Source organism: Acinetobacter sp. ABJ-A23_2 (assembly GCF_044538765.1).
GTDB classification, from domain to species: Bacteria; Pseudomonadota; Gammaproteobacteria; order Pseudomonadales; family Moraxellaceae; genus Acinetobacter; species Acinetobacter nosocomialis_A.
Genome location: NZ_JBIUCP010000007.1, coordinates 42893 through 56464 on the forward strand (window position 1 = coordinate 42893; position 13572 = coordinate 56464).

Genomic DNA, 13572 nt, shown 5'->3' on the forward strand with positions numbered 1-13572 from the left:
TTTGTTTTAGACTAGATTTTACTGCCCAGAACGAATGATGTAATCAAACGCAGAAAGGGATGCTTTAGCACCTTCACCTGTAGCAATAATGATTTGCTTGTACGGTACAGTAGTACAGTCACCCGCAGCAAATACACCTTGAACATTGGTTTCGTTGCGGTCATTCACAATGATCTCACCGCGGTTGGTTAACTCAACTTCACTGTCTTTTAAAAAGTCAGTATTTGGCAGTAAACCAATCTGTACAAAGATCGCTGCAAGCTCGACCACATGCTCTTCATCAGTCGCACGGTCTTTATATTTAAGACCAGTCACTTGTGAACCATCACCTAACACTTCTGTACTTAAGGCATTCATAATCACAGTTGTGTTTGGCAAGCTATGCAGTTTGTTTTGCAACACTTGGTCAGCACGAAGTTTTGTATCAAACTCAACCAAAGTTACATGCTCAACAATTCCTGCAAGGTCAATTGCAGCTTCAACACCTGAGTTACCACCACCAATCACGGCAACACGTTTGCCTTTGAATAATGGGCCATCACAGTGTGGGCAGTACGCAACGCCACGGGTACGATATTCTTGCTCACCCGGTACATTCATTTCTCTCCAACGTGCACCTGTTGAAAGGATCACGGTTTTCGATTCAAGTTTGGCACCGTTTTCAAGTTCTACCGCAACCAGACCATTTTCAGTTTGGTTTGCACCTGTGATTTTGCTGACACGTTGCAGATTCATGATATCGACATCGTATTCACGAACATGTGCTTCCATTTCGGCAGCAAACTTAGGACCTTGAGTCTTTTGCACTGAAGTGAAGTTTTCAATGTCCATAGTATCCATCACCTGACCACCAAAGCGTTCAGCTACGATACCCGTGTTAATACCTTTACGTGCTGCATAAATTGCTGCTGTTGCACCCGCAGGTCCACCACCAATCACCAATACATCAAAGGCATCTTTAGCATTGAGTGCTGCTGCATCTTTTTCAGCTGAGTTGGTGTCAAGTTTTGCCACAATCTCTTCAAGGGTCATACGACCTTGACCAATGTGCTCGTTGTCTTGGAACACCATTGGTACGGCCATGATTTTGCGTTGTTCCACTTCGTCTTGGAAGAATGAACCATCAATCATGGTTGCTGTGGTGTTCGGGTTGTAAATCGCGATCAGATTCAGCGCCTGTACCACGTCCGGACAGTTATGACAGCTAAGTGATACGAATACATCAAAATTGGCTTTAAGGTTTAAACCTTTAATCTGGTTCAGCACTTCATCAGAAACCTTCGGTGCATAACCAGACACCTGTAACAGTGCCAAGATCAAAGACGTAAACTCATGACCCATAGGTAAGCCAGCAAAGAACACACGAGGTTGTTCACCTGCCTTAGCCACACCAAAGCTTGGACGACGTGTATTGTTACCATCAAAACGGGCAGTCACCTTGTCAGAAAGCTCAGCGATTTCAGCCACTAGTTCTTTAATTTGAGCAGCTTTATCTGATTCATCTAAAGCAGCAACTAATTCGATTGGACTTTCTAAACGTTCTAAGTAAGCTTTTAATTGAGTTTTAATGTTTTGATCTAACATCTGTTTTTACTCCAATGCATCCAAATTCTTTCAATAGATGCATAGTACGTTAAAACACAGAATAGGTAAAACAGTATGTTTTTATATATTTGATCGGTTTTTTAGATTTTATTCTTTTCATTCAAAAAAAGCCAACCTGAACTTATCCCAGTGCAGGTCGGCAAACTGGTTAAACTAGAGTAAGGCCACACCAAATACCGCCCCAGCAATCAGGACATGCAAAGGGTGAACCTTTTTAATTAAAGATAATAAAGTTGCAATGACGACCATAATAATAAGTAAAGTATTTATTGCAGCTGCCTCAGAAATAATCCATGCACTGGCAAGCACAGTTCCCACAGTGACAGGTTGTAAAGCAAGCTGTAAAACACGGCGCCATTTTTTGTCTTTGAACTTAGACCAACCTCTCATTACAAACACAGTAATAAGAGATGAAGGTAAAAATTTAGCGGTAGAGGCCACAAGTAGACCCGACAGCCCTGCTACATGCCACCCTACCAACGGCACAATCATCATGTTCGGACCAGGGGCAGCTTGAGCCATGGCGAACAATGCACTGAATTCTTGTGCCGTCATCCAATGATGAATATCAACGACTTGGCGTTGCATTTCAGGCAAAATTGTATTGCCACCACCAAATGCGATAAGAGACAACTGAGTAAAAATGATCGCTAAAGTAAGTAAAACTGCGCCCATTACACACGTCTCCAAATGATAGCTGAGTAAAGTGCCAATAAAATCAGCATCGTCACTAGTAAAGAGATTTTTAGAAAAGCAATACTGATAATTGCAGCCACGACAACACACATCGCTACTGGGTTACGTAATAATGGTTTCAACATTTTTAAGCCAGTTGCTACCAGAAGCCCTGCTGCTGCTGCTCCCAGCCCTTCAAAAAGATGCTTAACCATAAGGTTGTCTTGGAACTGCTCATAGACATAATGTAAAAGTACAACAATAACAGTAGGTGCAAGGATCAGACCAATGAGCGAGCTCACTGCCCCACGAACACCGCGAAACTCCATGCCAATGGCAACAGATAAATTAATAATATTGCCACCCGGTAAAAATTGACACAGACCCAGTAACTCAGTGAATTTTTCAGGGCTTAACCACTGTCTCTGCTCTACAATAACTTTACGGGCTAATGGCAGCACACCGCCAAATCCAATTAAACCTAATGTTAAAAAACCTAAAAATAACTCTGTGCAAGTCGGTACTGTCTCCTTCTGCACGGCAATCTCAACATGGTTCATTTTCGTTACTTTTCACTTTATCTGACCAAGATAGAATGATACTTTTGTGATATATCTACAAATGCTTTTATTTTCATTAACCATACCATAAAGGTATTCCTATGCTCGATTTACATAAGCTTCATGCCTTTGTTGTGGTAATTGAAGAAAGGAATATTACGCATGCCGCAAACCGATTGTTTATTCAACAGCCGCCTCTAACGCGTTTACTTAAAAAACTCGAAGAAGAACTTGGTACACAATTACTTATTCGCCAGCCTCGAGGAATTGAACCCACAGAAGCGGGTTTAGCTTTATTTAAAGAAGCACAACTTTTATTAGAACATGCGCGCCATATTCCAAAATTAGTCCAAGATGTTAGCCAAGGTAAAACTGGACAACTCAATATTGGTTTTACAAGTTCCGCAGGTTTGCATCCGCTTATTTCACTAGTATTGCGCTCATATCGAGAAATATATCCAAAGGTACAAACCAAACTTGAAGAAGCAGGCAGCCAAAAACAATTAGATCGATTAATCTCCGAGAAACTTGATATTGCTTTTTTGAGAGCACCGATCAGTCGTGATATCGGGTTAAAACATCTTCATATATTAGATGAGCCAATGATGGTGGCATTGCCTATGGGCCATCCACTTACACAAAAAGAAAAAATTAGTTCAAATGACTTATCAAATGAAAATTTTGTTTTATACCGTCGTTCTTCAGGACAAGGTTTATATGACAATATTTTATATAGTTGCTACCAAGCAGGCTTTAGTCCACGCATTATTCAAGAAGCGCCTCGACCTACCGCTACATTAAATTTAGTCGCTGCTGGAATTGGTATAACGATTGTGCCGGCCTCAATGCATAATTTTTGGGAACATGAAATTGTATATCGCGAGTTTGATGATTCAATGAAACTAAATGCGCCTCTTTACTTGATTACACGAGAAAATGAGGGTTCTGCCAAAGTTTCAAACTTTATTGAACTATTGCAAAAACTTTTGCCCACAATGATTTGAACGGAAAAACTGGCAATAAAAAGTGCCTATATAAAGGCACTTTTTTAAAGTCATTTTTAGCAAAAAATAGTTTAAATTTTGCTACGTTTTCAAGAGTAATACTTTTTCTTCAGCCAAAGCGAAACCGAAACCAGTGAGATCAACACTGGTACTTCAACCAATGGCCCAATCACTGTGGTAAATGCTACAGGTGATGCCAAACCAAATGTTGCAATGGCAACCGCTAAAGCTAACTCAAAATTGTTACCTGCCGCCGTAAATGAAATTGCCGCTGTACGCGGGTAATTATTCCCCATACGTTTACTCATAAAGAAGCTAATAAAGAACATCACCACAAAGTAAATCGTCAGTGGAATCGCAATACGTAATACATCTAAAGGTAAGCTCACCACATCGCCACCTTTTAGGCTAAACATCGCCACGATGGTAAAAAGTAAAGCAATTAAACTAATTGGGCTGATTTTTGGTAAAAATTTAGTTTGATACCATTCCAACCCTTTCGACTTGACTAAAATCAAACGCGTCAAGAACCCCATTAAGAATGGAATACCTAAGTACACCAAAACCGCGTGTGTGATGGTCCAAAAATTCACATCAATGACTTGCCCTGCTACACCAAAATACGGAGGTAAGAAAGTTAAGAAAAGCCATGCGTAGGTACTAAAGAACAAAATTTGGAAAATACTGTTAAAGGCAACCAAAGCTGCAACGTATTGGTTATCACCACAAGCAAGACCATTCCAAACCAAAACCATTGCGATACAACGTGCCAAACCAATCAAAATCAGGCCTGTCATGTATTCCGGATAACTATGCAAGAAAACTATCGCAAGTACGAACATTAAAACTGGAGCAATAATCCAGTTCTGTACCAACGATAAAGTTAAGGTTTTCTTATCTTTAAATACTTCTGGTAACGTAGCATAATCAACCTTTGCTAAAGGTGGATACATCATCAAAATTAGGCCGATTGCAATTGGAATATTAACGTTATCTACACTTAATTCATTTAAAGACACAGATACCTGAGGAAAGAAAATTCCAATAGCTAAACCTAAAGCCATCGCAATAAAAATCCATAGCGTCAGGTTTCGATCTAAAAAGGAAAGCCCTTGTTTGGTCATGTTCTACTCGAAGAAGAAATTAGTTGCGTTCAATACACAAGTGGCTCATACACTTATGCTAAATAAATCTGCATTTTCTAAGACAAAATTTAGGAAGATTAATCACAACACGTTGTCGTGATGAAAGACTGATCTTGTTGTTTTACTTTTGTCCCACTCTCGTCATTTTCTATCACATTTAAAATATCTAAAGCCCAGACAGGCAAATCAGGATTTAAGCTGTAATAGACCCACTGTCCTTTTCTTTCATCCAGTAATACGCCATGAGTTCTTAATAAGGCTAAATGTCTAGAGATTTTCGGTTGGCTCAACTCAAGCTGTTCTGTTAGCTCACAAACACAAATATTTTGTTTATTTAGAACTAATTTAAGAATATTTAACCGAGTTTGGTCAGATAGACATTTAAAGAAATCGACTTGGTTGATCATATCTTCAACAGTATATATTCGTTATTGCAAATATACGGATATCCATATATAAATGCAATATCTTAATTTATCGATAAATTTGTCATGACTGAATTAGTGAAGATCTACCATAACCCTGCATGTGGCACGTCACGCAATACTTTGGCACTCATTCGTCATGCCGGGCTTGAACCTCTCGTTATTGAATATTTAAAAACACCACCAAGTAAAGATGAGCTAATCCAACTCATTAAGGATTCAAACCTAACTGTACGTGAAGCAATTCGTAAAAATGTTGATCCATATAAAGATTTAGAGTTGGAACAAGATCATTGGACCGATGAGCAGTTAATTGATTTTATGGTTCAGTACCCAATTTTAATTAATCGCCCATTTGTGGTTACACCAAAAGGCACACGACTTTGCCGCCCCTCTGAAGTAGTGCTCGACATTTTAGATTCAAAAAACTTAGGCTATTTTGCAAAAGAAGATGGCGAAGTGATTATTGACGAACAAGGCCGTCGTATAAAGTAATTGAAGATATTTATTAATATAAAAAGCTAAATGGCATGACACCATTTAGCTTTTTTTGAATGAAACGGATTAAAAATAGGATTTGATAAAAGGAAGCAATTGCTCTCCTATTACCATGCCTAATAATCCGACTAACGCAACAAGAGGTGGAGCTGGTGACTTCACATTTAAAACGTAATATAAGACACCAACGAGCAACCCTACAGCCAAAGATAACAAGTACATTTTCATCGTACATACCTTAGAGAATCAAGCCATTTAATCAGCAGGTTCCCATACTGTTTTATTTAAAATGCAAAACACGAGCACCCAAGTGCGCCCCAGAAAGATTTTTTGTCCTTATCATTTACAGGTACATCAAGCATCCAAGCGTGGCTGTGTCCATGCATTCCACAGCTGCTAGCACATGCACACAATGCACTTTGCGACTGTAATGATTGATTCGAAGGTGCATTACGGTTTTCAGATAAACGCCACTGACCACCGAAGCGTTTTACCGGCGACCATGTTGGAGATGCTGGCGGTAACGGCGGATCGTCTTGCTTAAACTCTGCCCCTGCGTACACCACTTTGCCGCCTAAAACAGTGAGTACAGACTCAATCCACTGGATATCTTCTGCTTCAACTTTGAAGTAGTCATCTGACAGCACAACTAAGTCGGCAAGTTCCCCTGCTGTGAGTGAACCTTTGACATCTTTTTCACCTGAGAACCAAGCTGAACCTTTGGTCCAGAGTTTGAGTGCTGTTTGACGGTCTAATAGATTTTTTTCATCATAGAGAGGTAAACCACCGACTGTTTTACCCGTACTTAGCCAATACAAACACACCCAGGGGTTATAAGAGGCAACACGAGTCGCATCTGTCCCGGCACCCACAGGAACACCGAGTTCTAACATTTTCTTGACTGGTGGCGTTGCCTGAGCGGCTTCGGCACCATAGCGTTTTACGAAAATCTCACCTTGATATGCCATACGGTGTTGAATGGCAATACCACCGCCCAACGCACCAATACGTTCAATATTACGCTCAGATACGGTTTCGGCGTGGTCAATAATAAATCGAGTTGCGAATGGCTGTTTTGAATTGACGCGCTCAAATACATTGAGCAAACGATTAATGCTTTCATCGTAAGTTGCATGAATACGGAATGGCCATTTCTTTTCAGCCAAGTGTTCTACGATGGCTTCGAGTTCACCTTCCATTTTTTCTGGTAAATCTGGACGTGGTTCATAGAAATCTTCAAAGTCACCGGCCGACCACGTCAGGTTCTCACCAGCTCCATTCATTCTAAATAATTCATCACCATCGCCCGGAAATGTCATTTCTGTCCAGCGGCGATAATCATCAAGCTCTTGGCCTGCCTTCTGAGCAAATAGGTTATAAGCAATTCGAACCGTCATTTGATTTTGATCGTGCAATTGCTTAATTACATCATAATCTTCAGGGTAGTTTTGACCACCACCACCTGCATCAATTGCTGAAGTAATACCTAATCGGTTCAACTCACGCATGAAATGACGAGTTGAATTGACTTGATCTTCAACTGGCAATTTCGGCGCTTTACCTAAGGTCGAATATAAAATCATAGCGGATGGAGTTGCGAGCAACAGACCTGTTGGTTCACCCTTTTCATCTCGTACAATCTTGCCACCCGGTGGGTCTGGCGTGTCTTTGTTAAAGCCTAATACATCAAGCGCAGCTCGGTTCAACAAGGCACTGGCATATAAATGTAAAACGAAGACAGGAGTATCTGGCGCAGCTTTATTAATTTCTTCTAAAGTCGGTAAACGCTTTTCGGCAAACTGGAACTCAGTCCAACCACCTACTACACGGACCCATTGTGGAGCTGGCGTATTGTCTGCTTGCTCTTTAAGTAAGCGTAGTGCATCTGCAACGGATGGCACACCTTCCCAGCGCAATTCCATATTGTAATTTAGGCCACCACGAATAATATGTAGATGACTGTCATTTAGACCCGGTATAACGCGACGACCATTTAAGTCTACGACTTTGCTTGTAGGTATTGCGAGCTTCATAACCTCATCATTTGTACCCGTACGTACGACTTTACCGTCTGCAATCGCAATTGCTTGTACTTCGGGTTTCTGAGGATCTAGTGTTGTGATTTTACCGTTTATGAGGATGAGGTTTATTTCGGTCATTCTGAACTCCATTCTTGTGAATTATCGTTCTAAAAAATAAAGGTATAGCAACATATATATTTCATTATTATTTTTGATTTTACACGACGGAGTCTGACCGTTTTACATCCAATAAGAGGAGTTAATTCTGTTACTTTTCTTTCGGGAAAAGTAACAAAACCTGAGCTGCCATAAGGCAGCGCAAGATCTGCAAAACTCGTTCAATTACAATCTTTTCAGATTTTGTCCTGCCTCGAACAGTTGCAGATGGCTTTTCCACTTATCAAATATAATCAAAAATCGAATAAATCAACTTAAATATCGAAATACCCTTAACTCAACTATTTCTTATTTTGCAGGAACTGGTGCAAGTACTTCGTGTTTTGATGTTGTACGTTCAGGCGCCTTATGTACCATCGTATAGGCATAATCAACACCCATACCATAAGCACCAGAATGCTCGCGTACAATTGCCATAACTGCATCATACGTATCACGATGTGCCCAATCACGTTGCCATTCAAGTAAGACTTGTTGCCAAGTTACTGGAACAACACCTGCCTGAATCATACGTTGCATGGCATAGTCATGTGCTTCTTTCGAGGTACCACCCGAAGCATCCGCAACCATATAAATTTCATAATCACCTTCAAGCATGGCGCCAAAAGCAAAGGTGTTATTACACACTTCAGTCCACAAACCTGAAACAATCACTTTTTTACGATTATTTTTTGCAAGCGAATCACGTACTTTTTGGTCATCCCATGAATTCATTGAAGTACGTTCTAGTAATGGAGCATCTGGAAATACATCTAAAAGTTCTGGATAGGTATGGCCAGAAAAGCTTTCAGTTTCAACCGTGGTAATGGTGACAGGAATATTGAATGTTTTAGCTGCTTTTGCTAAGCCTACAGTATTATTCTTTAATACTTGGCGGTCTATTGACTGTACCCCAAAAGCCATTTGTGGCTGATGATCAATAAAAATAACCTGACAATTTGTTGGTGAAAGTTGTTCTAAAAGTGACTTATTCATGGGTAAACTCCATTATTCCTTATGAGTAATGCATTAAAATTGCTTACTGGTCATTATCAAAACAGATAAAAATGTAAAAGCATAGACAGCAAATCAGCACGAATCTGTATGCTGTACGAATACAATAAAATCAATGATTGCTTTTTAATTTTTATAGTTTAATCATTGATATATATTTTTTTAACTTTTGCTTATCCATGGATCGATTAGACTGTATTTCCACTTTTGTAAGTGTCGTAGAACATGGGAATTTTAGTAGCGCAGCCAGAGCACTCGACATCTCTCGTGACTTAGTGGCCAAACGTGTTTGCTACCTCGAAAATGACCTGAAAACCACACTGTTAACCCGAACCACAAGACAGATGAACCTCACCTCTTGTGGAGAAAAGTTTTATCAGCATAGCAAAGTCATTTTAAGTGAGTTTGAATGGGCTGCCTACGAAATTAGCTATAACCAGCAGTACCCAGAAGGCGAACTCAAACTCAATACGCCAATGTCTTTTAGCAATATTTTTCTTCAAAATATCATTTCAGACTTTATTGAGAAATATCCCAGCATCAAAATTGATTTATTCATGACTGATCAACTACTAGACATGAATAATAATAAATTTGATTTAACCATTCGTGTAGATGGTTCACCTCCAAATTTGGCAAATAGTAAAATATTAAATACCTATCAACGATATTTATATGCAACACCAGAGTATTTTAATCAGCATGGCCTTCCAACCTCTTTAGAAGAACTGAAAGAACATAAATTTCTGATTTACTATCAAGATAGCCGACATAAAAAATTGATTTTCCAAAAAGATCAAAAAGAAGTGTCCTTTAATTGCTTCCCTGTGATGACCTGTAATAATGGGGAATTATTATTAGATATGTGCTTGAAAGATCACGGTATCGTTTTTCTTCCAGAGTTTATTGCAGAGCCTTATTACAAAGAAGGCAAATTACAGAAATGTTTGGAGGACTACACCAGTCAGCCGCTTCACTTATATGTCACATGGCCAAACCGTAAGATTTTATCGAAGAAGGTCAAACTATTTATTGATTTTCTAACGCGTCAAATCGTTCCTATAAAATAACCAATCTGGGCCTTTTCCATAGGAATTGGCCCATTATTTTTTAGTTAGTTTAAATAGTTTCAATTTTTTTATTTTTAAATAAATTTAATAAATTTTGATCTGCTGTTGCTGTGTGGTCTTCTTCAACAAATGTCGTCGCGTAGTGTTCTAAATGCTCTTCCATCAATTGAGTTGCTCGCTTTTCATCGCCTTGTTCAATCGCATCTAAAATTGCACGATGTTCATCTGCTGAACAATTATTATATTTGGGAATTTCATATAACCCTATTAATAACGAAGTCCTTGCAATAAGTGTCTGCAAATAACTGGTCATAATCGTATTTTGATTTGCTTCAATCAGCTTTAAATGAAATTGCCCTGATAGCTTAATCCACTCGGCCCAATTGCCAGCTAAACGCTCATGAGACTCTTGATCTACTAAACCTCGAAGCTCACTAAAATCTAGGTTATGTGACTTTTGAGCTAGCTTTTTTACAGTAGCGATTTCAAGCATGCTGCGTGCTTCAAAGACCTCTTTTGTTTCATGAGCACTATGTTTTGCGATGAGTGCTCCACGATTGGGCTGAATTTCGATGACCTTATCATGTGCAAGCTTGACGAAAACACGTCTTAAGACTCCTCGCGTTACGCCGAATGCTTCACACAAAGGTGCTTCAACTAAACGTGCGCCAGGGGCAAGTTGTCGATTTAAAATAGCATCTACAATAGCGTTATATATATGGTCATCAATTTCATCATTGCTCATTTCTACGGCTTTTTTTGGTGCATTCGATGGCATTGATTTCTCCATTTTTATTGATGCCCCCTCTTTTTAAAACTTTATCTAATGACAATAGTGTAAGTTTAACTTAAGCGTTTTGGAATATTGCTCTCATTCCCACAACAAATATACTGAACTAAATAATTCAATATTAAATCTCTAAAGACTCACTTATACACCTAAATTTACTTACTTTTTATAAAAAATTAAGCACTTCCCGTTTTATAAATCTGTCTCTGCATATCCAAAATCTATACCAGTTTAAATGACTCATAAGCACTACTTTTTAAATTTGGCATAACTTTTGCTCAATTTAAATTGTGCACAATTTAGATATCACATTGTACACAATTTTAATTTCATTCTTTTAGACAGAAAAACAATGCTGCTGAAAGTGCCTCCATCTTAAGGAAGTGAGTGTTCAAGATGAATAATACCGAAGCAATAATTAAACCTTCTTATGATGCAAAACTGACAAATCAAGACTTGGCTCCTTTAAAAAAGCAAACATGGGGCGCTTATAATATTTTTGCTTTCTGGATGTCTGATGTTCATAGTGTCGGCGGTTATGTCATGGCTGGGAGCCTTTTTGCACTAGGACTCAATAGCTGGCAGGTACTTTTATCTTTACTCATCGGCATTGCAATTGTTCAGTTTTTTACAAACCTCATTGCCAAGTCTAGCCAACAAACTGGTACGCCCTATCCTGTTATTTGCCGCGCAACCTTTGGTGTTCTTGGTGCTAATATTCCTGCAGTTATCCGTGGGCTTATTGCTGTCGCATGGTATGGCATTCAAACCTATTTGGCCTCCAGTGCCTTTTTATTGGTCATTATAAAGTTCTTTCCAGAATGGTCGGTCTATGCCGATGTTTCAACTTACGGCTTTCTTGGACTTTCCTATTTAGGATGGGTTGGCTTTATGCTGCTTTGGCTACTTCAAGCGATTGTTTTTTGGTCTGGCATGGACAGCATTCGTAAGTTTATTGACTGGGCAGGTCCGGCTGTCTACGTAGTGATGTTTGCGATGGCAGTATGGCTCATCTGGAAAGCTGGCTGGCAAAATATTGATTTAAACTTGAGCGGTGTTCAATACGACGGTTTTGCGGTTGTACCAGTCATGATTGGTGCTATTGCGCTTGTTGTTTCATATTTTTCAGGGCCGATGCTGAACTTTGGTGACTTCTCTCGTTATGGCAAAAGTTTTAATGCCATTAAAATGGGAAACTTTCTTGGACTACCAATTAATTTCTTAGGCTTTTCTTTGCTTACTGTGGTGTGTATTGCGGCAACACTTCCAGTCTACGGCAAGCTCATTACAGACCCTGTCGAGATGGTTGGAAAACTGGATAACACCTTTGTGGTGATTTTAGGCAGCTTGACCTTAATGATTGCCACGATTGGGATTAATATTGTCGCTAACTTTGTTTCACCTGCCTTTGATTTTTCCAACGTTTCACCGAGCAAAATTAGTTGGCGCATGGGTGGAATGATTGCAGCAGTTGGTTCGATTTTCATTACCCCATGGAATTTGTTTAATAATCCTCAAGTGATCCATTACACCATTGATATTTTAGGTGCATTTATTGGCCCACTTTTTGGTGTATTGTTAGCCGATTTTTACCTTGTTAAAAAACAAAAAATCGAAGTAGATGATTTATATACCTTAGATACCAAAGGTTTGTATTGGTACAAAAATGGTTATAACCACTCTGCCTTTTATGCCTTAATTCCAGCTTCATTAATTCCTATTCTCTGTGTGCTTTTACCACAATTATCTGCACTTGCTAATTTCACATGGTTTATTGGGATGGGATTCGGTTTTGTCATTTACCGATTTCTTAATCAACCGCTTGTCCATGCTAAATCGGCAATGACTAAGGTAAAAGTACAATGAAAATTAAAATTATTAATCCCAATACTACTCAAAGCATGACTAATAAAATTGCTACATCAGCAAAGATAGTCGCGAATTCTGGTACTCAAATTATTGCAGTGAGTCCTCAAATGGGTCCTGCAACAATTGAAAGTTATTATGATGAAGCATTAAGTGCAGTAGGTGTGCTGGAGGAAATTTGCCAAGGTGAACTTCTAGGTGTAGACGCTTATGTTATTGCCTGTTTTGGCGACCCTGCGCTTTATGCTGCCCGTGAAATGACTTCAGCGCCTGTGATTGGGATTGCCGAAGCAGCTATGCGAACTGCAAGTTATGTCAGTAATGGTTTTAGTGTGGTCACAACCTTACAACGCACAGTGAATATGAGTTGGCATCTGGCTCATCGCTATGGGGCTACACCATTTTGCAAAAATGTTCGAGCTTGTGACATTGCAGTTGAAGAATTGGAGCTTCCTGACTCAGATGCTTATCGAACCATACGAGATGAGTGCAAAAAAGCACTAGTAGAAGATAAAAGCGATGCGATTGTTTTGGGCTGTGCAGGTATGAGTGATTTGTGCCTAAAACTACAAAACGAGTTGGGAGTGATTGTTATTGACGGCGTTGCAGCAGCAGTTAAACAAGCTGAAATGTTAGTCCAGTTAAATTTAAAAACCAGCAAAGTTGGTGATTGGGCCTTACCTCCTGTAAAGAGTTACACAGGCATATTGTCAGGATTTGGAGCACATTAGAAATAAATTACT

14 protein-coding genes are annotated in these 13572 nt (G+C 39.3%); 5 read left to right on the plus strand and 9 right to left on the minus strand.

Annotated features, from left to right (window positions below; genetic code table 11):
• Nucleotides 1-18: 18 nt before the first annotated feature.
• The 3 genes from ahpF to ACH63V_RS04155 form a co-directional block, all read right to left on the minus strand.
• A complete protein-coding gene (gene ahpF, locus ACH63V_RS04145; protein WP_396462825.1) occupies nucleotides 19-1584 on the minus strand; it encodes an alkyl hydroperoxide reductase subunit F in 1566 nt (521 codons plus the stop codon).
• A 174-nt stretch (nucleotides 1585-1758) separates the two neighbouring features.
• A complete protein-coding gene (locus tag ACH63V_RS04150; protein ID WP_396462826.1) occupies nucleotides 1759-2280 on the minus strand; it encodes a chromate transporter in 522 nt (173 codons plus the stop codon).
• The gene (locus ACH63V_RS04155; RefSeq protein WP_396462827.1) at nucleotides 2280-2840 is read right to left on the minus strand and encodes a chromate transporter; all 561 of its coding nucleotides are present in this window, start codon (nucleotides 2838-2840) and stop codon (nucleotides 2280-2282) included. The genes ACH63V_RS04150 and ACH63V_RS04155 overlap by 1 nt, the downstream gene beginning before the upstream one ends.
• Nucleotides 2841-2941: 101 nt before the next feature.
• On the opposite strand from ACH63V_RS04155, the gene ACH63V_RS04160 reads away from it, so the two are divergent.
• Nucleotides 2942-3844: a LysR substrate-binding domain-containing protein gene (locus tag ACH63V_RS04160; protein ID WP_396462828.1), complete on the plus strand. Its 903-nt coding sequence runs from the start codon at nucleotides 2942-2944 to the stop codon at nucleotides 3842-3844.
• A gap of 89 nt (nucleotides 3845-3933) precedes the next feature.
• On the opposite strand, the gene arsB is transcribed toward ACH63V_RS04160, so the two are convergent.
• Complete coding sequence (arsB, locus tag ACH63V_RS04165) at nucleotides 3934-4968, minus strand: ACR3 family arsenite efflux transporter (RefSeq protein WP_272299504.1); 1035 nt, start codon at nucleotides 4966-4968, stop codon at nucleotides 3934-3936.
• A 98-nt stretch (nucleotides 4969-5066) separates the two neighbouring features.
• Entirely contained in the window at nucleotides 5067-5396 is a 330-nt protein-coding gene (locus tag ACH63V_RS04170; RefSeq protein ID WP_396462829.1) for an ArsR/SmtB family transcription factor, read from the minus strand.
• Nucleotides 5397-5480: 84 nt separating this feature from the next.
• Between ACH63V_RS04170 and arsC the strand changes: the two genes are divergently transcribed.
• Entirely contained in the window at nucleotides 5481-5909 is a 429-nt protein-coding gene (gene arsC, locus ACH63V_RS04175) for an arsenate reductase (glutaredoxin) (RefSeq protein WP_396462830.1), read from the plus strand.
• A gap of 69 nt (nucleotides 5910-5978) precedes the next feature.
• Here the strand turns inward: arsC and ACH63V_RS04180 are convergent, their stop codons facing one another.
• The 3 genes from ACH63V_RS04180 to ACH63V_RS04190 all read right to left on the minus strand — a co-directional run bounded on the left by ACH63V_RS04180 (nucleotide 5979) and on the right by ACH63V_RS04190 (nucleotide 9085).
• Nucleotides 5979-6140 (minus strand): DUF1427 family protein, encoded by a 162-nt coding sequence (locus ACH63V_RS04180; RefSeq protein WP_000784879.1) that lies wholly within the window; start codon nucleotides 6138-6140, stop codon nucleotides 5979-5981.
• A 56-nt stretch (nucleotides 6141-6196) separates the two neighbouring features.
• A complete protein-coding gene (locus tag ACH63V_RS04185; protein ID WP_396462831.1) occupies nucleotides 6197-8071 on the minus strand; it encodes an amidohydrolase in 1875 nt (624 codons plus the stop codon).
• A 327-nt stretch (nucleotides 8072-8398) separates the two neighbouring features.
• Nucleotides 8399-9085, minus strand: a complete 687-nt coding sequence (locus ACH63V_RS04190; RefSeq protein WP_001043290.1) for a hydrolase — start codon at nucleotides 9083-9085, stop codon at nucleotides 8399-8401.
• A gap of 197 nt (nucleotides 9086-9282) precedes the next feature.
• On the opposite strand from ACH63V_RS04190, the gene ACH63V_RS04195 reads away from it, so the two are divergent.
• Nucleotides 9283-10173, plus strand: a complete 891-nt coding sequence (locus ACH63V_RS04195; RefSeq protein WP_396462832.1) for a LysR substrate-binding domain-containing protein — start codon at nucleotides 9283-9285, stop codon at nucleotides 10171-10173.
• 49 nt (nucleotides 10174-10222) lie between these two features.
• Here ACH63V_RS04195 and ACH63V_RS04200 read toward each other — a convergent pair whose 3' ends face one another.
• Nucleotides 10223-10963, minus strand: a complete 741-nt coding sequence (locus ACH63V_RS04200; protein WP_396462833.1) for a GntR family transcriptional regulator — start codon at nucleotides 10961-10963, stop codon at nucleotides 10223-10225.
• Nucleotides 10964-11359: 396 nt separating this feature from the next.
• On the opposite strand from ACH63V_RS04200, the gene ACH63V_RS04205 reads away from it, so the two are divergent.
• Together ACH63V_RS04205 and ACH63V_RS04210 are read left to right on the plus strand one after the other, a co-directional pair.
• Nucleotides 11360-12829, plus strand: a complete 1470-nt coding sequence (locus tag ACH63V_RS04205; protein ID WP_396462834.1) for an NCS1 family nucleobase:cation symporter-1 — start codon at nucleotides 11360-11362, stop codon at nucleotides 12827-12829.
• Nucleotides 12826-13560 carry an aspartate/glutamate racemase family protein gene (locus tag ACH63V_RS04210; protein ID WP_396462835.1) on the plus strand — a complete coding sequence of 245 codons (735 nt, stop codon included), beginning with the start codon at nucleotides 12826-12828 and terminating at the stop codon, nucleotides 13558-13560. The genes ACH63V_RS04205 and ACH63V_RS04210 overlap by 4 nt, the downstream gene beginning before the upstream one ends.
• Nucleotides 13561-13572 lie beyond the last annotated feature (12 nt).